Below are 22,934 nucleotides of genomic sequence, written 5' to 3'. Positions count from 1 at the left end.
CCGTGTCACTGCGGCCCCATGCCCCAGCCCTCCAGTTCCGATTGCCGTTTGACGGTGGGTACATCCAGATCGCCCATACGGCCTTGGCTGCGGCTCAAGGTATCCTGCCGATTGCCGGTGGCTGCGCCATATTTTTGCGGGTTCAGTCGGCTGCCTGATCCCGTCAGCTGATCCAGGTTGAGCATTGAAGCGGCGTTGCTGGCGGTCGGTAAATGATGGGTTTGTGCCAGTATGGCCAGCCATTCATCCAGATTGACTTGGCTCCAATCGACTTTGTCCAAGTCCTTGACTTTGACGCCCGAACACACCGGGTTTTGGGGTGAACCAAAATCCATCCCCAATTGCGGCTTGATTTGTTCGTTTAAGATACGGGCGAGCGGCGAGTTGTAGCAGCAATAGCTTTCCTTGCGGATCAGGCACAGCCCGGTGAGCGGATCTTTAGTGTCGCAATAAACGCCTAATGCCTTGCAGACTTTCAGTTGTTTCTTGGCGGCCAGTTCATATTCCGGCACCTCGCACGACCAAACGATTTGGATAATCATGACCACGATCATGACGATGGTGTAAGCCATCATCAGGGTGCTGAGCATTTGCCCGGCAAACGCCGCGCCGCCGCCCAGTTGGACACCACCCGATTCAGCGGCCGGCGTCAGGTTGCCCAGCGAATCAAACGCCGCCTCCCCGCCAGCACTGAACAGCGCATTGCCGGCGGCCTCGCCAAAGGTGCTGCCGATCCATTCGGCCACCGACTTCAACAATTCGCCTTTCAGCGAATCCAGCAAGCCTTGTTCGGCGACGTCGGTGACGCTCATCAGATCAGATCCTACCAAATTATTCACCCCCGAGGCAAAATTAGCCTGCACACTATTCCAGGCATCGCCCGCCGCTGTAAACGGCAGGCGCAGTGTTTCCCAAGCACCGCGCACCGCGGATGTGGCGTCCATGCGCATCACGGTATTATCCAGTTGGCTGGTGGCCAACAACAAGTCGATATATTGCCCCAGCCCCATGCTGCCGGAGGGTGTTTGGCAGCAATCAACCAGCGTCACCAAGCCGCCGACGATTTTACAGTTGGCATCTTTGCCTTTGAACACCTGGCAGGAGTTGGGGTCTTTCTGGTGCAGTTCGGCATTGGCATCCTCGCAACTCAAATCCATCGCCATTTGTTGGGCGCTATTCAGTAACGCCACCGCCTTGGTGAACTCCTGGCTTTGGGTGCGCCTCACGGTGATGCAATCCTCACCCATACAGCGGATAGGGCCGGAACATTGCTGTTGGGTATGGCTTTGAATGCCGGGTATCGTGACAGGCTGGCCACAGTCGTAGGTATCGACACTGTCCCAGCAAGTGCCCGACGCCAAGGTGTCCAGGCATTGGCTTTTAATGAACGCGCAGCCCTGGCTTTCCAAAGCCCTGCAAGTGGTGGTCGGCATTCCTGTAGTCGGGGCTGTCAGGCAATGCGTCCCCGCGCTGTCCGTCCAGCATTGCCCGGTGCTGTTGAGATCGCACTGGCCCGCCGCCGTGATGGCCATACAGGTGTTGCGGATACCCGCCGAACCCGCTACCGGTGCGGGAGCCAGGTTGTTCGCACAGACCATGACCTGTGACACCGTATCTACATAACAGCCCGCCGCATTGGCCGGATCGTTGCTGCAACTGAGCTGGCTGCCCGCTTGGCAAATGCCGTCGGTGATGGCATTGGCAAGGTTTTGGCAGTTCGGCCCGCTCCAGCTCCACTGGTTTTGGCTAATCAGTTTCGAGACATCATAACGGACACGGATACGCGAATAGCCTTCACCATTGCCGCCGACTTTCGTGTCCTGTTTGAAAATTTTGTTGCCAGTGCTGTTGAACGCCGAGGTGACATCCTGATTAGGATGATCCACCCAGCTATTTTTCAGTTCGCACGATCCTTCCCAACCGGTCGAGCCGGTATAAATCAGTTGGCCGCCATAATACACCTGGGCATGGTCGTCGAACTCGACATCTTCCAGAGTGGCGCTGACAATGGCTTCAGGATGCAGCATCTGATAAGCGACCTCCCAAGTGAACACCGCACAGTCGGCCGACCAGTAGTTATCACCCACTTTGCCGACATACAGATCCAGACACCCCGGCCCGCAACTGGACAGTCCGCCCGTACCCGAGACATAGCGGAGCAGCGGTTCGACTTTGACCGTATGGGTCGCGGTGCAATTCTGTGGCACGTCCGGTTGGCGCAGGCACAGTTGATAGTCAGGTACTTGGACAGTATGGCCAGTCTCGGTTTGGGTCGTGGTGGTCGTGCAGTCCGAGAACGACTGTGCCCACGGGGTGAAGTTGGCAAGCACCTGATCGCCTGTCTTCCAGAGCGCATCATGCTGTAAATCTGGATGGGAGTGGTGGGCATTGTTGATTAGCGTGCGATAAGCATTGCCCGTAGCGCTGCTTTCAGTGTTTAAGGTAGTTTGGGCATCAAGACCCGCGGCAACCGTGCCGGTATCATTCCCGTACAGTCGGGAGATGTCAGCTGAGTTACCACTACCCGCATCCGGAAACAGCGTGCCGATAGTGACCGTGCTTTCCTGCGCCGTGCCAGGATTCAGGGTCATGCTGCCGCTGCCGGTGTCAGCAGGAAACTGAAAGCCGCCGACAAGCTGTTGTCCGGTTTGCTGGCCTTGGCGTCCCGCAGTTTGTAGGGCATCCGCCCAAACCACAGCGAACGGTGTCCAGGCCATCGTGACACTTAAGACTAAAGCCAGCGAGCGGGTTAACCCGCTATGACCATCAAAAAACATCCTAACGCCCATCTACAGACCGGCACAACAGTCAGTCCAGGACCATTGGACATAGACATGGTCTTCACCAGGGCCAGGATAAGTACGTCCTGCCCCCCAGGTAAAAGTGGTCTCGCCAATGGCGTGATTGGACTCGGTTTCCGCGACCGGATAGAACATGCTGAGCCGGTATTGCGACTTGGGGATGAAGGGGTAAATCATCCCCCCGCACAAAGCCTCGTTCCCCGCCGTTTTCCAGGCCAAGCCCCGGCGATGCAGGGCGGCGGTCGCGCGGGTGGCCAGCAAACTGGAGATACGCGGATCGGTGCCGTAACTGGTCGGTGAAATGCCGGACAAGGGATACAAATGCCCCCAGGCACCGGCACACCAGAACAAGGCATCCAGCGGATGGCCAGTCGCTGCGGCCATTGCATCGGCTAAACACGCGGCCACCGCCACCGGGTTAGCAAACAAGGCCGTTTCCGGGCTGGTGAAAAACGCCAGCAAATCGCTGTTCCAGGTGGGATCCAGTTCCGAGACATACAATAGGTCAAAATCCCGGTAGCCGTCGGCGTTGCAACGGTCATCCCAGAACAAGTCCAGCAAAATGGTCAGCGGAAAGGCAAAATAATGGTAATTAAAGAACGACATCTCGCTGGCATCAAAATCGGCCTTGCCGGTGGTGGCGACCAAACGAACTTTGGAGGCGCTAAAGGTGTGCCCGCCTAATGCCGGTGAGCACCAGGGATTCCTGACGATTTCTATCAGCCGTGACGGGTTCCACAAACCCAGCGTCATGCCCAATTGCGGTAGCCCCAGCGAATCGGTGCAAAAACAGAATTTCTGGTCGGTGGCGATGCTCGGCACATGACCGCCACCCAGCGACGCACCGGCGGCTCGGATCGGAAACAAACAGCTCCAGCAAATATCGCTGATCAGTTTCCCCGACCACAGTTCGGCATCGGCACACAGTGGGTCGGTGGCTTTGCTGGTGGTATCGGCATGACAATTTGCAGCCAGACCCAGTAATACGCACAACAGCCAAGAGGCAATCGACCGTTTCAACCCTATCCTCCAGCCGCCGTAGGTTGATGGTTCGCCGCCGGCATAGCCACTTTCCTTTCCCGTACCACCACCCGGTTACCGGACTGTTCGACCAAGGCTGGCACCTGTTGCAACTGAAAACGCTGGCGGACATCCGGGGTCAACAGATACACCGGCGATTGCAGAGAATTCTCCAGGGTTTTCAATCCGTCCCAACCGTCCTGACGGGAGAGCTGCGTTACCAAATACAGCACCCGCGCGTTCTTGTCGCGGCAGGACAACTGGCGGGCGATGGCGATCTGGGTTTGCTCGGTGGCATCGAAAATTATCAGGCACAGGCCAAACGCCAACTTATCCAGGGGATTGACGGTTTGTCCGGCACGGATGATCAGCTGGCCATTGGGTGTTATCAGATCACGCGGAGCCGTGACGGTCAGGTCAACCTCGCGGTCACGATCTTCTTGGGCAACGGGCAACACCTCGAACCGGCGCTGTCCCCAAAAGCGGGCGATGGCCTGCTGTTGTTTCCGTGGCCAATCCATGGCCGCCAGTCGGTGTTTGATGGCTTCAAGCAAATCTATTTCGGCAATCTGATAAACTTCGCCGAACTGCCCCAAATCGCCTTGCCGACCGGCAGCCTGACGCGACTTTAACCACCCCAGGCTGGTCACGCCCTTGACACGAAGCCTGGCCTTGCCTTGGTCTTCCACCACGATTTCAGGCACGGTTGCCACGCCCCATTTCTGAAAACGGGTCGGGTCGATGACGATATTGGGCAAGGGTTCAATGTCCTTCAACAGCGCTTTCAGCTCGGCGAACAACCCTGTCAGCTTTTGCTTCGGTTTAGGACCGCGCAAAACCAGTAATACGTCATCTTGGCCTGAAGCTTCTTCAAAAATCCCTTTCAGCACCGATTCGCCCAGCGAGAAGGAAATAAACACGACTCGCAACGGTTTTTCAGGCTGAACCTCAGAGGTTGGCTTAGACGGATGCGACATTGCCTTCAAGGCAATCAGTTTTGAGCCGTTGATAATGTCCAGTGCTTGCCGCTGGGCATCGGGGTGATGGGGATTGCTGTCCAACCAGGAAGGCCGTGGCTGCCCTTCGAGGTCATTCAGGATAGTCTGTGAGCGGGTCAGCCAGTCTTCTTCGGCGTGGGCGGCACTATGCCCAATCAGGATTGACAGCAACATCGACATCGACAGCAAGAGTACAAATAAGCAGCTTCGATTCCACACCCTCCGGTATCTGAAACGTTGGCTACTGTTAAAAAACCGCATAAGCCCGGCCAATGACTTGATGGTCATAGACATACCCCCAATACCGCGAATCAAAACTGTTCGGGGTTTTGCCGGTCACCCAATAGGATGCCGGAGGGATGGTTTCATCACGCTTGAATGCAGATGACGGTAGCTTCAGTTTCCCGATCAACGGTAGCCCTTCAATAATCACCGAATCGTTGACCGTGGTTTGCTGGCTGTCCTCCTTGACGTGGTCACCGGTAACTCCGGCGGCGATTTTGACAACGATTTGGCCGTCCTTAAAATACGGTGCCATGCGTTCGGCACGAAAGGCGATCAGGTCACCCCGCCAGATGTCCTTATTGGCGGTGTCGATGATATAAATACTTTTGCCCGGCAAGCAGCGGTCAACCTGGTCATCGCCGCCGATCAGAAAGCGTTGGCCAATGGTGTATTCAATGGCCAACACCCCGATTAAAATTGGCGTAGCCCTTAGCAAAAACCGCACGGGCGAGGTTTTCGGCTTATTTTTTTGAAGTGTGGCAGTTTGCATCATGGCCTCAGTTTCCTTCAGGTCTGACATAGACATCGGCCGGTGCCGCGACCACGGCGCTGGAATCAATCACCAGATAGCCGGCGGCACTTAATTTCCTGCCCAGATTTGTCCAAGCTTCAACCGTTTGGCTCATTTGCTCCTGAGTGGCATCCGGCGGCAAGCTTTGGATCAGCCGGGCACGATCCAGCACAAAGACGGGCGTGGTCAGGTTCAAGCGTGCTAGAGGTGTTTTCAACATCAGGTAAGCGGCCAACGAGCCGCCGGCCATGCCCAACACCAGAGCCGCCAAGCCCATAGCCAACCCCTGGGGCTTACCGGCCATCCTTCACCTCCCGTGCTTTAAGTTGGCGGTTGGCCAGCAGTTTCTGGATGGCATCGCCTAAACTCAAGCCTTGCCGCCTGAGTTGCTTTAAAGCCTGGACATCGTCCGGCTTGGTGGAGAATAAAATCCGTTTGAAGGGGTCGACTATCAAGCGGCCTATCCCGGAGCCCATTTCGGTGATGAAAAAGATTTCGGAATACGCCCCCGGCAAGGTATGGACGGTTTTGAGCAATTCATAACCGCCGTCCGACAAGGGCAGCCGCCGATCCTGTTTCATGCCTTCGATGACTTCGGCTTTCTGGCCGAGCAGATACATATTCGCCGAGTTCTCGACAATCGCCCGACCAGCGGCATTGCGGTACAAGTCATTTACCGACTGAGTGATGGTGACCGCCGCGCCGCCGTATTTTCGGAAACGCCGGTAGCCATGCTCCATGAATTTGGCGACATCGCCTTCGGTGAGCAAGTCCCAGGCTTCGTCGATAATCACGATCTTGGGGCGGTTGCGTTCGCCCAGATACATCTCCTGCTGGATTTGGTAGATCAGTTGCAGCAACACCACCTGTTGCAAATGTTTGCGGCCTTTCAGCTCCTCCAATTCCAATACCGTAAAATCATTGCTGAAGCGGGCATTGTTATGGCCGTTGAAATAGCGGCCATATTCACCGCGGGTGGTAAACGGAAACAGTTGCTCGCCGACATCTTTCAGGCGCTGATCGTCCTCGGCGCCTAATTCCCCGGCAATGTCATCGACCGACATGGCTTGGGCTTTGCCTGTCCACAGGCTTTTCAGGATGCGTTTAAGACCGGCGGTTTGAAAATCGCTGAGCTTTTCCGTGGGAGCCGCCATTTGGCTGACCAAACCGGCCAGCATGTCGGCTTCTTCCTCAAAGTTCTGGACGATTTCAAAGGGGTTCATGCAAATGCCCGAACTATGGGTAAATTTGACAAAATCACCTTCCAGCACTTCACAGAGATTTTCATAAGAGCGGCCGACATCAATCGCCCAGATTTGTGCGCCTTCGGTGAGATAGCTGACGATGATCTCGTTGGTCAGAAACGACTTGCCTTTGCCGGATTCGGCGGCAATGCACAGATTGTAGTTGCCGGTGGTGTCGAACAAGGACACCGCCATGTGTTCGCCATTCCGCGAAACAAAATTCAACGTCGGTGTGCCAGTACCGGCCCAATCCCCGAACAGCGGTAGCAAGGGAATCGCATGGCGGGTGGCCAGGGTGCGGTAACGTTTCAGATCGCTGATCGCCGCGCGATCGGCACCGAACGGCAGGCAATTGAGGAAAAACGGCAAACAAAAATACTTGTCTTCCAACAATTGAAAACCCAGTTCCCGGAAGTAGACACGGGCATTGGAGATGGCGGCGGCTTCCTCCTGGCCGTCGCAGAACAGCACCACGCCGAAATAACTGCGTATCGGCCTATCGCCATCGCCGTAGGCGTCGAACAGCACATCAAAATGGTGTTTGCGTTGCACCAAGACCGGTAGGAAGCGGGCAATCGGGGTGTTGACCTGGTTGGTGATGAACTGCCGGGTGCCTTCCTGACGGGCACGGGTGGATTCGGCATCCGGGTAATGCAGGGTCAGGCTAATCAAGGCGTTCTGGCGGATGCCACGGGTGCCGGACAAAATGTCGCCCAGGTAGCTTTTGGCGCTACCAAAATAAAAATAATCGGGGGTGCGTTTGGCGGACATGGTTTTGATGCGCTTTTGGCTTAGCCACAGGCCTTTCTCGTCAGTCTGGATCGCATTGTCATAATCCAATAACTGGTCGCGGATCAGCCGTGTCGGATCGCATTCGGGGACGACGCGGTCTTTCCAACCAGCATCCGGGCTCCAGTTCAATAGCGTATTGAGCAGGCGCACATACTGGTCGGCATCGAGAATGGCCGGATTCAGGCCAATGGTCGCCAACGATTGTCGGGTCGCCATCTGCAATTCAGTGGCACGGCGCAGGTCATTGTCGCCAGGGCGTGGCTGCGCCATAGGCAGTTTGACGGTGACAACCACCTGGCTACGCCTAAGCCGCGCCCCTGAAATCGCTTCCGGCGCTTTGCTGGTGCCTTGCCGCAAAAACGCGATGCTGGCCTGGGTCATGGCTTTATAGGTGGGCTTTTGCTGTTTCAGACGGCGGGTTTGCATCACTGCCAGGGCTTCTTCAATATCCGGCGATGTCCACAGGCTGACTTGCAGCAAAGTACCGGTCGGCCAATCCTGGTTCAGCAAGACGTTGACCCGAGCCGAAACGCTGGTATCGGCGCCGGTCAAGGGTCGGCAGATAAAGCCAAAGCCGACACTGGCGTCCGCAAGCAGGAACACATGCTGTTCGGGATCGTAAGCAAGGGCGGAAAACAGGGTATCGGCGGTAGGGGCACGGGCGGATTTCATGAGTAATCCTGCTGACTAGGAACCGTTTCCGCGTCATCGCTGTGAGGTGGCAGCAAGCGTATCGTATAAGGCTGGCGGCCAATGCAGATAGCCCGTTGCTTGCGGATCAGTTCACGAGCGCGTGCCGGATGGCAGGGGTTAAGCAACTGTCCATCGCTGGCCACGACCTGGACGGCCACGCCGTTTGTTCTTCGGGATGGAACCCGACAGGAAGCTGGACGGTTGCCCGCCGCCTTCTCAGTATCCAGATGGAGTCCGGTAGCTTCGCTCATGACGGGCTCACAGCGTGGCGGTGACGATATTGGTGATGATCGTCGGTGCGGCGAACAAACCGACGCCACTGGCGATACCCAGGACAAAGCCCATAATGCTGCCCCGCACCACGCCTGCAACCAGTCCCACCACGACAAAAACGATGGCGATAATTCGGCCAAGCAAGCCTTCGATCCAGCCGGTAAGCAGCGTCCAGACGTTTTTGAACTCGGTGCCACCCGTGCCGGCCATGGCATCGGGCGCTAGCATCACCAACAATACAGCAACCAGGGCCACTAACGCCCCAGTTCGATGTGACAATCTCATAACAGATGACCTCATGGATCAACGGAAAGACGGTTGCCCGTCCTGTCTCGGACATCACGTCCGGCTCTATTACGGTTTCCCGCGTAGGCTCACCAATCCCGATAAGGTGTTGGCGGTAGGTTTAAGTCGTCAGTTGTTGTCCCCTGCGTCGGTTTTACCTGGCGGAAAACGGCGAAACTCCGGCTCCGAGGCATCCCTATCCCCGTGTTTACCGGATGGGCGTTGCTCGATTTGCAGCGGCACCAGTGACGGGTTCAGCACCGGTGCGCTTTTACCGATCATCCAGCGCCGGGGTTCCAGTTCGGTATAGACGTAGTTGGAGACCATCAGGTCGCCGTCGCTATCTTCCCAGGGCGCGATCCAGATCCGCATGACTTGAGCCGGAGTCCGGATCGGCGTGGGGTCGTCGATTTTGGGCACAGGCTGCCTGATAGGGGGCGGCATAGCGGCGGGTACAATGGATTGATGGGTAGTTGCCGCTATGGATTCCACTTTACCCGGTGCTGGCAAGGCTTTATCCGTCACTTGATACGCTTCGGTGGTCGAGAGGCATTGCGGGTCGTCGGGCATGCCCTTGCAGCCATAGTGCGTTGCGCAACCACTACTGAGCAGAGTGGTCAATCCCACGAGAGATAGCCGAATCAATAGGCGAGGGTCAGATTTCACGGTTTTTTCTCCGTTTTAACTTCGTTATCTTTTTTGGGTTGCGCTGATAGAACAGCTGGTTTGTTGTCCAGCCAATCGGCAAGGGCTTCCGGCGCACCGCTGTGGGTGCGGCCATCCGGAGCAATCAGGAACGGCACACCGGGCAGGCCAAACAGCTTGGCGGTGACAATAGCCTTTTGCAGCGGCGCTTTGTTGCAGTGCGCGGGGTTATCAGTGGGAAGACCCGTATAATCCTGGGTCAATAAGCGTTGGCGCACAGTATCATGAATGATTTGATCGCCCGAAGCCAGCTGGCAGGACAGTTGCACGACAAGCGTTTGCGATTCCTGACCCAGGATCGGCACCATGACCAGCTTAAAGGTATAACGGGCCTGCAAGGCTTGCAGGTCTTTCATGACTTTGGCGCAATACGGGCAGCGCGGGTCAATGAAGACCAGCACGATGTCTTTGCCGTGACCGACAGTGACAGCCCCCAAGTCGTCGATATTGAGTTTCATCCGGGACAGGTCAATGCGTTTGGCGATGCGGTCTATGTCGGGAAGATCCTTGATTTCCTGCTGCGTCCAGACATCGAGCAATTTGCCGCCATAAAAGGCAAAGCGGCCATTGCCGGACATAAACACCACCTTGTCACCGGTCTTGACCATTTTGAGGCCGGTGATCGGCAAATCCTGCATGCCGTCGATATTGACCGACAGTAAACTCGCGGCGATGTTGGCTGGGGAAAGCAGCGGCGCATCATCGGCTCGCACGTCCACCAAAGAGCAAAGCAGTGGCAGTAGGGCTAAGCGGCTGGGGATAGGACGGGGACATTTCATGGTGCTGACCGAGGTGAAAGTGTTACCAACAGCTTACGGATTATGGCAACGCCAGCACGGGCAATAAATTGCGCAAACGGCCATTTTTTGTATTAACTCTGGGTTTTCAGTTTGAGTGCAGTGCCTTTTTGCACGATGAAGTTGACCTGCCGGGTGGCGTCGACTTCGATCACCGGATAAATCTCTTCGGCCATATCCATGTAAAAGTTCGCCAGCCGCTCCATGGCATAACCCGCGCCTTTCAACGCACCGCCTTCCATGGACTGGGAGGAAAAGGCGCTTTGGAAGGGTGTCGTGCCGGACAGGGCTCCGGCGCCGCCGGTCATCAACACCGGAATCTGGGTGCGGCCAAAAGCATCGGAAAATCCGCGCAGGAAACCCGCCATCATCGCCTGCGCCAGCAACGCGCCCTGCTTGGAGACGACCCGACCCCGGACGCCGTTCTTACCATCCTCACCAGTGGCATAAGCGTTCATCGGCACTTCAATGACGCCACCATCTTGGCGGACACAGGAAAAGGTCTCGCCGCGAAAATAAGCGCGTTCGGCACTGAGGTCGCCAAAGCCGGCAGCCAGCAGAAAACATTCACGGACATCGGCGTGGAAGCGGTTGGGCAGGATGGCTTCTTTTTTAATCCGGAACAGCACCGGCATCGGTTCCTTCATGGCTTTCTTGCCGGTCGGCGCATCCAGGCCATTTAAGGAATAGCTGAACAAATCGCCGATTCCCAGATTGGCCGATGGTTTTCACCTTTTTTAAAATCCGTATGCCATTTGACGTGCCGTTTTAAACAGCTTCACGGTTTCCAGCCCACTTTGGGCGGATTTGCCCCTAGGCGGCGACCAATGGCCTCCTGAGCAGGTACAGGTTGGCTAGGCCGACCAGCAGGTTGACCTGCGAGGCGTTCTTCGCCAAGCCCCGGTAGCGGGTCTTGCGGAAGCCGAACTGGCACTTGATGATGCGGAAAATATGCTCGACCCGCGCCCGCACCGCCGATTGATGTACACCAGCGGTCATAATTTTGCCCAGTACGCTCGACCCGCGCCCGCACCGCCGATTGCTTGCGGTTGCGCTTTTTCTGTTTCGATGACAAGCTCTTGTTCGGCTTGCGCTTGTCGTTGACGCACCAGCGGACACCTAAGTGGCGGGCGCCGCGCTTGTATTCGTCGCTGTTGTAGCCGGCATCGCCGAACACCGCTTGGTCGTCTTCGCGCAGCAGGTTGGGCAACTCGCTGATGTCGGCGGTGTTGGCCGAGGTCACGGTGACGCTGTGCACCGCGCCGGAGTTGACGTCTGCGCCGATGTGGATTTTCATCCCAAAATACCACTGCTTGCCCTTTTGGGTGGAGTGCATGTCGGGGTCACGGGCTTTGTCCTTGTTCTTGGTGGAACTGGGGGCATGGATGAGGGTCGCGTCCACCATCGTGCCTTTGGACACCAGCAGGCCGTTGGCCTTGAGGTGGTTGTTGATGGTTTCCAGCAGCACGGCGGTGAGCTTGTTTTCTTCAAGGAAATGCCGAAAGTTCAGGATGGTGGTCTCGTCCGGCAAGGCATCAGTGGCACCGGCAAAGCCCGCGAAGCGGCGCACGCTCTCGATTTCGTAGAGCGCGTCCTCCATTTGGCGGTCGGAGAAGCTGAACCATTGCTGCATGCAATGGATGCGCAGCATCGCCAGCAGGGGCATCGGCTGGCGGCCACGGCGGCCTGACGTGGGGTAATGCGGGGCCAACTGTTCCAGCAGCAACGCCCATGGCACGGCCTTTTCCATCTCCGCGAGGAACAGCTCCCGGCGGGTCTGGCGTTTTTTGTGGTCGTAGTCGAGGTCGGCGAAACTGGTCTGGCGCATGGGCGGCTATCTGTCAGGAGGAGGGATGGCGCTATTATCTCATTTTAGGGGATTTGTTCAGCGTTTCCTTAACAGCACGCCGGTCAAAATACTGCCTGCGGGGATGAACACCTCGCTAGGTTGGGCGGACCGCCCGGATGAGGGTTTAACATCCTGGGCGGCCGGTGGTTTATCCGCCTTGATGACGCGAATCTGCAAGGCAGCTGGTGGCTGGGGGTTCTGGGCAGAATAGCCACCGGAAATACCCGGATTACCCAGAGCCGGGCTGGTTACGGCGGCTTGGTCGAAGACACTGGCCAGGTCATTGGTGTCCGGTGTTTTACGGAGGTTGCCGGGGCGGCGCCCAGTAGAACTGACCGAGGGTGATCCCGAAGCCGCTGTCGGGGCATTATCCGGGGGCAATAACGGGGAAGACGCCGGTTTGTTTTTGAGCGATTCCAGCTCACCGGACACCGCTTTTATTTTGTTATCGTAGGCTTCCCGCTCGGAAGCCGTCCATTGTTGGAAACGCGCGTCATCGGATTGTTGCTCGCGCTTTTGCTGTTCTTCCAGCGCGGCCAGACGACGGCTTTGCTCTTCATTTTTTTGCAACAAGTCGCGAAGCTGGGCGGAGATACCGTCGATGCCTAAGGAGCGGGGGTCGCTGTCGGTGAGGATGTGCTGGATGACCGCCTGTTTGCTGGAGGTTTTGGCCACTTCCGGGGAAACCGAAGCCAAGGCGATGATAGCGACGACCAGCACCGTACCGATACTGCCAACGGCCACTGTCCGTTTGGCGGTCGGGCTGAGTACAGACCACCAGCCATCGACACTGGCCATCAGGGCAGGCTCCTGTCCAGCAAGGACGGCCTGAGCGTGATGGTTTCATCGGCTGGCCGCCTGACGACAACATACAGCTCGGTGGCTTCCTTCGGCCATACCACTTTCGGCCAGGCGGCAACGGCCAGCACCTCGTCTTGCGTGGTGGCGCAGGCACGTTCATCGAATTCAACGGGCGATAAGCCAGTGTTACCGGCAACCCCAACTAAAATCAGCATGTCCTGGCCTTCCAGGACTTGGCCGGTGCGGATCTGAACCCGGTCTTGTTGGCAGTGGATGCTTTCCGCTTGGCCGGGATCGCGCAAGGAAAAGCCGGCGGGTGTTTTTTGCAGCCCCAAATCGCGGAACAGTTTTTTCAGCGTGGTGATGTACTCCTGTTCTCTATCCGTGGGCTTGCCGGACGCAGCAGTGGCCTGTTGTTGCAGCTTGGCCAGCACTTGATAGGTGTCCTTATCCAGGCTCAGATGAATTTCACGGGCGGGAATACGTTTGGGGATCAGCGTCAGCGACAAGGCGATGTCCTGGTTGTCGCCGGGCGTGATGTACAAAGTGACCGGGGTTTCATCGGCGGCGGCGACATAAACGATCTTGCCTTGGGTACGGGTGGTTGCTTGGCTGGTCGTGGTCACCACCGGATTGTCGAACGGTGTCACCAGCCGGTTCAAATGCCCGAGCGCAATCGGCATCAGTTCGTTGATGCCGGGTCTGACCTGAAGATATTGTGGGGCGACTGACGTGGCTGGCTGGTTGGCGGCTTTCAGGACACTGGCATCAACGGGTGGCAATTCGACTTGCATTGTCGATGGTGAAGTTGCCGGATTAGGCGATTCCGGTAATGGCAGGGTTTCCTGGGTGTTAGTGGCTGTTGGGGACATGGTAGATAAGCCGCCGTTTGCCGGTAATTCCTCGGCGGACAAGGGCGTACTAATGATCAGCAGAAATACGAAGGGTCGGCAGGATTTTCTCATGGCTGGGAGGCTCCCTGTTGTGGCGGCGCGGATTTCAGGCGATCCAGTGTCCGAGGTTCGTCAGGATAGACATCAATAAACTCCAGGCGCGGGCGGTAGTTTTTGATGGCGATGATGAATTCGTAAGTGCGGGGTTTGATGTCGGCTTGGGAACTGGGGCCTTGGCTGTTGAGTTCGCCGCTGACAAACACTTTGTTGGTTTCGGCTTCGTAATCGACATGCCGGGGCGTAAAGCTGATCGCGACCCGATCCATCTTGATGGCCTTGATCTGGTCGGTCATCGCATCCAGCACGGTGCGGTAGATTTCGGGCGCCAATAACGGCTCGATGGCGGTTTTCAGGAAATCGGCGTTGGCGGGCGTAGTGTTACCCAACAACTCGGCCAGAAACAAGCCCCAGGACTCTTTGAACTCGCTGGAGGCGGCCGTCCGGGTGACTTCGACTTCCTTCGTCAATGTCGGCGGCACCAGGATAATGCTACGCTCGGTGCGCCAGGCGGCCAGCGAGATGATCACGCACACCACCAGCAAGCCCAGGATAATGATCCGGCTGAACCGGTTCTCGGCCTCATGGCCTTCCCAAGTGCGCAGAAACTCCGACAGCCTCACGGATAAAACCGTCGGATAAAGGGATTGGGAATGGTGATTGCTTTGCTGGGCAGCAAACCCAGCCAATAGACCGCGTGCAAGGTATAACCATCCGGACGGTTGTCACGAAAGCGTCGGTAGCACTTAACGACAATGACCCCAATCGCCAAGGCGGGAATGAAATGATCGATCAACATGCCGGTGAGCATGCACACCATAAATGGCACGATCTCATCGGCACTCCACAGCAAAATGTGGATCGGGTCGTCAATGGATTTGGGGATGGCTATGGCTTCCATACTGATCTCCGGTAGGGATGATCAATATTTTGAAGATTCAAAGAACCTCACGGGATGCAATAAATTCAGTTATTGCAGATTTTTTGTTATAGAGTAGAGCGGTTTATGTGGTGTGAAACCAAAATTCCCCCTATGGTTCACTATTTAGACTTGATTTGGATGGCTTAATTTGAAATAGATAAGTCGCTATCGCCCCTTCCGTCGCGGTACTTAACTTGTAATGCAATATCTACATTCTAAAAATTATATTTAGATAGTTTGCGTTCAACAAAAGTAAGTCCAAGATTAAAAATCAATGCTATTGCGATAAAAATTATCAAACCGACAAACACTCTTGAAACATCATATAAAGAGACTGCCTTCAAGATATATTGACCAATCCCTTCCCGTGAACTTATCCATTCGGCGACATAAACACCTACAAGTGCGAAACCAATATTAATTTTTAACACAGAAAATGATCTATAGAGCGTTCCTGCAAAAACTACATGTTGAAAAAGATCATATCGTTTACCACCAAATCCCTTGATTAACTCCTCATACTCTTGCCCAATTTCAAGAGCTGTAGTGTAGGCGTAAAATAATGCTACAAAGAAGGTAGACAATATAACGATTACTACTTTACTCGTAAAACCAATGCCAAACCATAAAATCAATAAAGGAGTAATTGCAAATACTGGCACACTTCCTAATGCCACAACATATGGCCGTGCAATGGTTCCCAATAAAGGAAATAGCCAAAGGACTAACCCCAAAAATATACCAAGGACATTTCCACAAACAAAACCAACGACAAGTTCCGAAAGAGTGATTGTTACGTTCCACCAGAATGTATACTCAACAAAATCCTTAGTTAATGTCAAAAAAATCTCGTAGGGTGTTGAATAAAAAAAACGTGCTTTTTCCGAGCTCGCACCAATAATTTGCCAAAAGAAAAGTACGAGAACAAACATAAGAATTTGCAAACAAAATACCTTATTTCGATTCATCATCGGTATAACCTCTTGTATTTTTTCAATAAACTAGATAACGACGTTGACATTTCTGGTGAAACTCTAGCTTGAGATGGTAATAACGCCTTTAATGTGGGGGAGATACTAAATTTTTCAGATTTGATATGATTTTCAATTGCTGGCATTAACAGAATCTCATCGCCTAGTGCCAATGCCATTTCAAGGTCATGCGTCACAATCACGCAACAAGCTTTACATTTGCGAACATAATTAAAAATATAGTCCTCCACCTCAAGTCTGTGCATATAATCGGTACTATCTAAAGGCTCATCCAACATTAACACATTTGGCGCATTAATTAAGGCTCTAGCGATAGCCGTCCTCTCTCGCAGCCCTCCAGAAAGTTGCGCCGGATAAGCTGTTAAATGATTTCTCAACCGAAGTACATCAACTAAATTATCGAAATTTATTACAGAATTATTATTTAATGATTGGATTTTATTTGGCAAGCATATATTTTCTTTAATATTTAACCAGGGGATTAGTCGTGGGTCTTGGTACAAAATACCTAACATACCTCTCTTCATCTCAGGTGCAAATCCATCAATTAAAATATTCCCAATATCTGGCGTGAGGTGACCACTCAATAACCTCAATAATGTAGTCTTACCGCAGCCACTAGACCCTAAAAGCACTAATATTTCATTTTCATTAACAGAAAACGAAATATCTGATAAAACAAAGCTCACTCCATTTTGAACAGGAAATGTATAGGATAAGTTCGTTACAGTTATCATTTTTCAGTTTCAAACCCACTCAAGCATGATAACTCGACAGTAGCTACAACAGGAGGCCGATAATCCTCAGGCACAAAGAAATACTTAAGATACTCTGATAGATATAAAGCTTGTTCGTATGTTTTAATATCAATGACCGGATATTTGCTTTGCATAGAAATAAACTCATTACTTGATATACGACTTTGCGCAATTTTCTCTATCGGACCACCAACCATAGATAAATCTCCTAGCCCTGCTCCTGAAGAAAAAGTCTCTTTTTGTCTTAATAAAATTTCTGTTGGGATCTGGGTATTTGCAAAAGCATGACGGAGTGGTAGTTTACTTAGCCACCTACCAAAATCTTTCCCACATTTTTTTTCAATAGGGATATTACAAGCATATTCGATAACGTTATCATCTAAAAAAGGGACACGAGTTTCCACATTGAAGGCCATAGATGTTCTATCAACCCTCTGAAGCTGTGTTTTAAATAAATCATCTAAAAGCAATTTCATAAACTTTTGCTTTTCTATAATCGAACTTAGTAATCTAAAATCTCCATAGCCAGCAAATAATTCATCTGCTCCTTCTCCGCAAATTGCAACTCGAAAACCATCCTTACGAATTTCACGGAACACTAAATAACTAAGAATACTATTTCGTATTAGGTTTGATTCAAATGATTCGACATGATAAATCACTTCAGGAAGCACTTTAATAATTTCTTCCATGGAAATTCGAATTTCCTTTAAGTTTACATCGAGATGGTGGCAGGCTAATCTTGCCGCTTTGACATCCGCTGAGTTTTCATTACCAATTACATATGCTTGAACGTTATGCTTATGATATTTCTTTGCCAAATAAGTGAGAATCACACTGTCGATTCCACCACTACAGAGTACTGCGACAGGCCATTCGCTTGGTAGTTGCTGTATAAGTGAATTGGTAATTTCATCCCTTAGTCCGGTATAATCAACACTTTGATAATTTCCTTTCACTAAGCTTTTATTCCAAGGCTTAACAATATTGGCTCGTGATGTTATTAGCCCATGTTTAAGGCGAAGCAACTCCCCCGGCATAACCTCTGATACTTTGCCATGATTTAAATAGGAAAATGCTTTCTTTTCTGATGCAAAAGCAATAAAAAAGTTATTCTCAAATATGTAAAGAGGCTTAATTCCAATTAAATCACGCATGAGTACTGTTTCATTTGAGACAGTATCGTGTACGCACAAAGCATACATACCAGATAATTTGCGTAGTGATAATTCGCCTTCTTCATAAAGATGCGGCAATATAACAGTATCGCAATCACCTTTTATGGTATGTTTTAATTTTAAACTATCAATTAACTCGTTATAGTTATATATTTCCCCATTTAAAACAGCAAAAATGCTTTTCAATTCATTTGAAACAGGTTGTTCTCCCCCATTAGTGAGAACAGGGAGGCGATAGCATCCTAATGAGTAATTATTACCTGTTTTAATTCCTAATTCCCCACGTCCTCTATGAGAAATTAGTTCTAACATTTCATTAACTAATTTTGAAATATTAATATCAGCGTTATTTGGCTTACTGATAATGCCTGCAATTCCACACATTTTCACTTAAAATTAATTTAAAAATAATGATTTACATTTCTCGTGTGAATCAAAATTTGCAAGTTTGCAAGTAGTGCCCCCATCTTCAATACCCAATCTCAAATCAACATTATTAAATAATTGATGTCCCCATGGCTCAATATGGTCAAAGTCAACATAGGGTAAGACATTGCTATTTACAATTTCTGTATGCAAATTTTCAATTGAATCATCATTAATATAATTATTAAGCCAATTTCCAGTTCGTTTTATATGTTTATTAAAGCATCTTTTATAATCTTCCTTACCCTTTGCAGAATGTATCGCAATAGTTGCTCTACTTACCGCTTTATAAATCTTGGATGCAAGCATTGAATCAGCGTTATTTTTTACTAAACATATAATCGCCGAATACATTACTAAATGCTCATTTGGATTATCTTTATTTTGTTCAATAAAATTAGATTTCTTTGTTTCAAAGTCATTCCATTTTTCAACTTTACCTATACCTTTTACTTCCAAAACTTTTGTATATGGCTCCCATAGTAAAACTAGATCATATTGTACAAATGACTTTAAAAGGTTTGGAAAAGAGCTAAACATAGCATCATTGTATTTAAATTCTTCTAGAATAATTAGATTGGGGGAATAACCACCATCTTCCAAAGTCTTTTTATATTTATGCGCTAAAACATAAGATGTACTTGGTTTTGGATATGTTGCTATTGTTATAGATTCATGCTTATTAATTTTATCCTGCAATTTTTGTACGGAAGTTGTCCACATGCTCGCTGCTACTTCTAAACAAACAGGCATGATAATTTTTAAGTCTTTTTCTTGTGCCTCCATTGCTACAGTAGGATCACAAACGCCAATATCAGCACTGCCGTTTTTTACCGCATCAACAACCAGTGAATCATTTCCAAATGGAATAAAGTTAACAGACAAGCCTTCTTGTTTAAAATATGATTGGGTGTCTGCAAAAAAAATTGGCATATAAATAACCAATCTATCAAATATCGCAATATTTATAGTCGATGTTATGTTGATATTCATAGGCAATAATGCGTTTAATTCTTTAGATATTTTTTTTTCAGATAAGCCTATTTTGTCATTAATACTTACGGTAATATTAGATAATTTTATAATAACCCATAATGAAAGAGTGAAGGCTATTCCAATATATGAAAATTCAGGATATTTGAATGAAAATGCGGTAAATATACAAGTTATTACTGTTGCTAATAGATCAAGAAATCCAGAATTATTTATAACCTTTTTTAATTCTTCAATTTTTTTATTTAAATCATTAATACAATAAAGACCAATAAATAATATTATGGTACAAATAATTGAAATCTCACCTAAATAATTCATTTTGAACTGTCCTTAAAAATACAAACTTCGCAATTATTTCCGATTTGGAGATCACCCACTGATTGCCTCACCGAAACTGCTTTTGACCAAGATTCAGGCAAAATATCTATATGTTGCGGCACAGTACCATCAACCACCATGCGTCTGACTGCTGAATCTACTACTTTTGCATCTAAAGTTGGAAATAATGCTTTCGCTACTTCGACTGCCCCGTCAGTATCATCATGAAGTAAATTAAGAGCTTCTTCTAATGCTTGTCTTACCGCTAATAATGCTGAATTGTGGTCTTTTATCCATGACTCTGTTGTAGAAAGTCCAGTAAATGCAAATGATCCCCATAGTTTAGGAAAGCTTGTAACAACATGATACCCTCGTGATTCGGCAATAGAGGCTGCTGGCTCAAGCATCATTACAACATCGGCTTGCCCTGCTTCCAAAAGCGCAAGTTCATTTCCAATAGGTGTTTCAACAATTTTTGCCTCAGAAACCTTATTTTTTTCAATCATTTCTTTCATTAAGGTATATGTTGTCGATGGACGGGGGAATGTGCCTACCGCAGTATTTACAAAATCCTTTGGAATATCGTATTTTTTAGCATTTGATTTCGCTACTCCCCATAAAGCTACATGATCAACAATTGAGGCAACTACAACGCCATCTAATCCGCGCTGACGGCTAATCGCAGTAAATATTGGATCTCCAACACCAAATTGAGCATCACCTCTAATAACAGTTGCAAATACTTGGTCATCGTTCCCACTAAAAATTAGCGAAACGTCAAGGCCATGTTTAGCAAACAATCCTTTCTCTTGAGCGATATATATAGGCAAATAAATCAAATACTTTTCCTTACCCCACTGTGCAAAAGTAATTTTTATTATTCCTTTATCATTTTCTATCTGCTTGGTTGCTACAGAAAAACCCGATAACCCTAGGTTGAGTTTTTTCCAATAGAAACATGTAGCAAAACCAATTAAAACCCCAGTTAACAAAATAGCAATTAGCTTATATTTCATAAATATTTCCTATCTTTCTGACAGAGCCAAAATAAATTTGCCTTTAATTTGATGACAACAAGAATAACGGTAAACTTGGGCAAAGCAGCAAAACCGAATCAAGTTTTGGAATATCCCTTATGCTGTAATGCCGTCTTGGAGGTTTATGCGGTCACACCCTTGTTTAGCCAAAGAACCCTTGTGGACGGCGTAGCATACTCGATTCACCTTATAATTGCTCGGACTGCTGTAGGATTGTAAAACCGTGGATTCGCGCTAGCAACCCCTCAGATTGAGGCAGCGATAACGAGACCTCTCTCGGAAAGTTCAAAAAGTGTTTATTGTCTGGTTAATTAATCGTTTTAATACTTAATTTTGCAATAGCAGCTTGCTACGGTCATAAGACTGAACCAGTCACGAATTCATTATAGATGAAAACCGAGCCGTAACTGCGGACATAACGACATTGCTATGCAATGAAACATCCAGTTCAGTTGTTTTCGAGATTAAGCAAATAACGCGTATGTTTCCGTTCACCTTGCCGAAGCAAAGCCCCTTTCGCCACCAAATCCTGCAAATCACGGGTAGCCGTCGCTCTAGGCGCACCGGTAATGCCGATGTATTTTTCCGCACTCAAGCCGCCGATGAAACCCTCCGGGCCTTCGCGGAATAGTCTGGCCAGCACTTTTTCCTGGCGTGGGTTCAGTTGCCCGCGCAAGCGGTCATAGAGTTTGGCTTTACTGATCAGAAATTCAATCCACGTTGCCGTGTAACCTTGGGCAGCTAACACCATGTCCGCGAAATAAATTAGCCAAGGCGTTATCTCATTGCGCCTGTTGGCTTGTTCAAGGGCTGTGTAATAGGCTTTTTTATTGCGTTCAATGGTGTAGGCAATGGCCATCAGCGTCGGTTGCCCCACGCATTGGGCAAGGGCTTTTTCGGCAAGCGCCCGGCCAATCCGGCCATTGCCATCTTCGAAAGGGTGGATGCTGACAAAATAGAGGTGGGCAATGCCCGCACGCAGCAAAGCGGGCAGCGGACTTTTTCCGGTCGGCGCCGTGTCGTTAAACCAAGCAATGAACCGCTCCATTTCCGCCATCATTTGTGATGAGGGCGGCGCTTCAAAATGCACTTTCGGGGCATAGATGGCGCCGGAGACGATTTGCATAGGGTCAGTATGTGTGCGGTATTGGCCAATGTCGTTTAAATCACGCCGACCGTTAGTCAGCATGTTGTGCCACTCGAACAGCAGGGTATGGGACAGGGGCGCATCAAAACCCCGGTATAAATCCACCATAACCTCAGCAATGCCTTGTTCGGCGGCGGAGACCTTGCGGTTATCCGTGACCAAGCCGAATTGACGTTGAATAGAGGATTGCAGGCTGTCACGATCCAGGTATTCGCCTTCAATTTCCGAGGTTTTTAAGGCTTCGTTGCTGATGAGTTCGATGGTCAGTTGCTGCTTGTCTTCATCACCCAAATGCTTGAAGGCGCCGAACAACAGCCCGGCACCGAGCAGCAACCGTTTTTCGCTGTCGTCAATTTTGGTCGGGTCGTAGCTAAAATGCGGCCAATCTGTTTGTTGCCAGTTCCACTTCATGAGTTATAGCCCCTGTTTCTATAACTCATAATATGAGAAATAATGGGCTATAGGAAGGGCTTTTATGCATCAGTACCCATCAAATGCGGTGCTGATGCAGAGGGAGCGTATTCAAACCCGCTTCTGGGTATTCGCCAACAACACGTTCAAGGCCAAAGCTACGATAAACACACTCACCGGGATCGCTTGCGGCGGCACCGGAAACGGCAGCGTCAAGCCCATCAACAGCAAATACACTGCACCCAACATGACGTACAGGCTGTAGCGATGCGCCATCGGGCTGGGGTAATCAAAGTTGGTCTGGCTGACTTTGCGCCGGATCAGTCCATCGATTGCAAAAGGCACCAGGGTAACCGCCAAAAAGGGCCACCAAACCCACGCCACGATAAAGCGTTTGATCATTTGGTAGACAGTGTCCCAAAGCACATCCAACCGGCTTTGGATAAAGGGAAACAAATCATGGCGGCCGACGTCTTCAAAGCCTTTTGATAGTTGCCGCTCGCGCTCGGTCGGAATGAAGTAGCGGTAGACACTCTCCCTGATGCCAGTGTTGACGAATAACCGGTCAAACCATTGTTGGCTGGTCTGGCGGATTTCCGCCTCTTTTTCGACACCGAAATAAGCGATGAGGCTATTATCTTCCAAAGCCTGAACGTCTCTCGCCCAGTCATCCGACACAAACCCCGCCACCAGGATGATTTCCAACAACCAAACCAACAGGCTGAATAGCAAATTTCGTTGCATG

The 22,934-nt window shown here is 50.5% G+C and carries 22 protein-coding genes and 1 pseudogene; all 23 read right to left on the bottom strand.

The window, feature by feature from the left end:
• Positions 1-5 precede the first annotated feature (5 nt).
• The 23 genes and pseudogenes from traN to METMI_RS0111870 all read right to left on the bottom strand — a co-directional run bounded on the left by traN (position 6) and on the right by METMI_RS0111870 (position 22,933).
• Positions 6-2,777, bottom strand: coding sequence for a conjugal transfer mating pair stabilization protein TraN (gene traN, locus METMI_RS0111975; RefSeq protein ID WP_232215216.1), 2,772 nt, complete (start codon positions 2,775-2,777; stop codon positions 6-8).
• 12 nt (positions 2,778-2,789) lie between these two features.
• Positions 2,790-3,821 carry a TraU family protein gene (locus METMI_RS0111970; RefSeq protein ID WP_019866532.1) on the bottom strand — a complete coding sequence of 344 codons (1,032 nt, stop codon included), beginning with the start codon at positions 3,819-3,821 and terminating at the stop codon, positions 2,790-2,792.
• A gap of 2 nt (positions 3,822-3,823) precedes the next feature.
• Positions 3,824-4,993 (bottom strand): TrbC family F-type conjugative pilus assembly protein, encoded by a 1,170-nt coding sequence (locus METMI_RS0111965; RefSeq protein ID WP_156829836.1) that lies wholly within the window; start codon positions 4,991-4,993, stop codon positions 3,824-3,826.
• A gap of 73 nt (positions 4,994-5,066) precedes the next feature.
• Complete coding sequence (locus tag METMI_RS0111960) at positions 5,067-5,624, bottom strand: S26 family signal peptidase (protein WP_156829835.1); 558 nt, start codon at positions 5,622-5,624, stop codon at positions 5,067-5,069.
• Positions 5,602-5,919, bottom strand: coding sequence for a hypothetical protein (locus METMI_RS0111955; protein WP_019866529.1), 318 nt, complete (start codon positions 5,917-5,919; stop codon positions 5,602-5,604). The genes METMI_RS0111960 and METMI_RS0111955 overlap by 23 nt, the downstream gene beginning before the upstream one ends.
• On the bottom strand, positions 5,909-8,323 hold the full coding sequence (gene traC, locus METMI_RS23875; protein WP_019866528.1) for a type IV secretion system protein TraC: 2,415 nt from the start codon (positions 8,321-8,323) through the stop codon (positions 5,909-5,911). Before traC ends, METMI_RS0111955 begins: the two co-directional genes overlap by 11 nt.
• Positions 8,320-8,502, bottom strand: coding sequence for an RRXRR domain-containing protein (locus METMI_RS26205; RefSeq protein ID WP_232215215.1), 183 nt, complete (start codon positions 8,500-8,502; stop codon positions 8,320-8,322). Before METMI_RS26205 ends, traC begins: the two co-directional genes overlap by 4 nt.
• A gap of 100 nt (positions 8,503-8,602) precedes the next feature.
• The gene (traA, locus tag METMI_RS0111945; RefSeq protein WP_029151653.1) at positions 8,603-8,902 is read right to left on the bottom strand and encodes a TraA family conjugative transfer protein; all 300 of its coding nucleotides are present in this window, start codon (positions 8,900-8,902) and stop codon (positions 8,603-8,605) included.
• 129 nt (positions 8,903-9,031) lie between these two features.
• A complete protein-coding gene (locus METMI_RS23870) occupies positions 9,032-9,529 on the bottom strand; it encodes a TraV family lipoprotein (RefSeq protein WP_232215214.1) in 498 nt (165 codons plus the stop codon).
• 35 nt (positions 9,530-9,564) lie between these two features.
• Positions 9,565-10,386 (bottom strand): DsbC family protein, encoded by an 822-nt coding sequence (locus METMI_RS0111935; protein ID WP_019866525.1) that lies wholly within the window; start codon positions 10,384-10,386, stop codon positions 9,565-9,567.
• A 92-nt stretch (positions 10,387-10,478) separates the two neighbouring features.
• A complete protein-coding gene (locus METMI_RS23865) occupies positions 10,479-11,102 on the bottom strand; it encodes a TraB/VirB10 family protein (RefSeq protein ID WP_232215213.1) in 624 nt (207 codons plus the stop codon).
• A gap of 115 nt (positions 11,103-11,217) precedes the next feature.
• Positions 11,218-12,232, bottom strand: a pseudogene (locus METMI_RS23860) (IS5 family transposase).
• Positions 12,233-12,289: 57 nt separating this feature from the next.
• Positions 12,290-13,051 (bottom strand): hypothetical protein, encoded by a 762-nt coding sequence (locus METMI_RS23855; protein WP_051102342.1) that lies wholly within the window; start codon positions 13,049-13,051, stop codon positions 12,290-12,292.
• Positions 13,051-14,019, bottom strand: coding sequence for a TraK domain-containing protein (locus METMI_RS0111915; protein WP_029151652.1), 969 nt, complete (start codon positions 14,017-14,019; stop codon positions 13,051-13,053). The genes METMI_RS23855 and METMI_RS0111915 overlap by 1 nt, the downstream gene beginning before the upstream one ends.
• The gene (locus METMI_RS0111910) at positions 14,016-14,627 is read right to left on the bottom strand and encodes a TraE/TraK family type IV conjugative transfer system protein (RefSeq protein ID WP_019866523.1); all 612 of its coding nucleotides are present in this window, start codon (positions 14,625-14,627) and stop codon (positions 14,016-14,018) included. Before METMI_RS0111910 ends, METMI_RS0111915 begins: the two co-directional genes overlap by 4 nt.
• The gene (traL, locus tag METMI_RS0111905) at positions 14,624-14,905 is read right to left on the bottom strand and encodes a type IV conjugative transfer system protein TraL (RefSeq protein WP_019866522.1); all 282 of its coding nucleotides are present in this window, start codon (positions 14,903-14,905) and stop codon (positions 14,624-14,626) included. The genes METMI_RS0111910 and traL overlap by 4 nt, the downstream gene beginning before the upstream one ends.
• Positions 14,906-15,141: 236 nt before the next feature.
• Positions 15,142-15,897 (bottom strand): ABC transporter permease, encoded by a 756-nt coding sequence (locus METMI_RS0111900; RefSeq protein WP_019866521.1) that lies wholly within the window; start codon positions 15,895-15,897, stop codon positions 15,142-15,144.
• The gene (locus tag METMI_RS0111895; protein WP_019866520.1) at positions 15,894-16,655 is read right to left on the bottom strand and encodes an ABC transporter ATP-binding protein; all 762 of its coding nucleotides are present in this window, start codon (positions 16,653-16,655) and stop codon (positions 15,894-15,896) included. The genes METMI_RS0111900 and METMI_RS0111895 overlap by 4 nt, the downstream gene beginning before the upstream one ends.
• Positions 16,652-18,238 carry an asparagine synthetase B family protein gene (locus METMI_RS0111890; RefSeq protein WP_083930282.1) on the bottom strand — a complete coding sequence of 529 codons (1,587 nt, stop codon included), beginning with the start codon at positions 18,236-18,238 and terminating at the stop codon, positions 16,652-16,654. Before METMI_RS0111890 ends, METMI_RS0111895 begins: the two co-directional genes overlap by 4 nt.
• Positions 18,239-18,250: 12 nt before the next feature.
• Positions 18,251-19,594 (bottom strand): ABC transporter substrate-binding protein, encoded by a 1,344-nt coding sequence (locus METMI_RS0111885; protein ID WP_019866518.1) that lies wholly within the window; start codon positions 19,592-19,594, stop codon positions 18,251-18,253.
• Positions 19,591-20,610, bottom strand: a complete 1,020-nt coding sequence (locus METMI_RS0111880; protein ID WP_019866517.1) for an ABC transporter substrate-binding protein — start codon at positions 20,608-20,610, stop codon at positions 19,591-19,593. Before METMI_RS0111880 ends, METMI_RS0111885 begins: the two co-directional genes overlap by 4 nt.
• 469 nt (positions 20,611-21,079) lie before the next feature.
• A complete protein-coding gene (locus tag METMI_RS0111875) occupies positions 21,080-22,189 on the bottom strand; it encodes a Fic family protein (protein WP_019866516.1) in 1,110 nt (369 codons plus the stop codon).
• Positions 22,190-22,300: 111 nt separating this feature from the next.
• Positions 22,301-22,933, bottom strand: a complete 633-nt coding sequence (locus METMI_RS0111870; protein ID WP_029151651.1) for a DUF4400 domain-containing protein — start codon at positions 22,931-22,933, stop codon at positions 22,301-22,303.
• Between the last annotated feature and the right edge of the window lies 1 nt (position 22,934).

This window comes from Methylovulum miyakonense HT12, from assembly GCF_000384075.1.
Classification (GTDB): Bacteria; Pseudomonadota; Gammaproteobacteria; order Methylococcales; family Methylomonadaceae; genus Methylovulum; species Methylovulum miyakonense.
The sequence above is the reverse complement of the archived record's forward strand: the minus strand, read 5'-3'. Positions and strand labels throughout refer to the sequence as shown.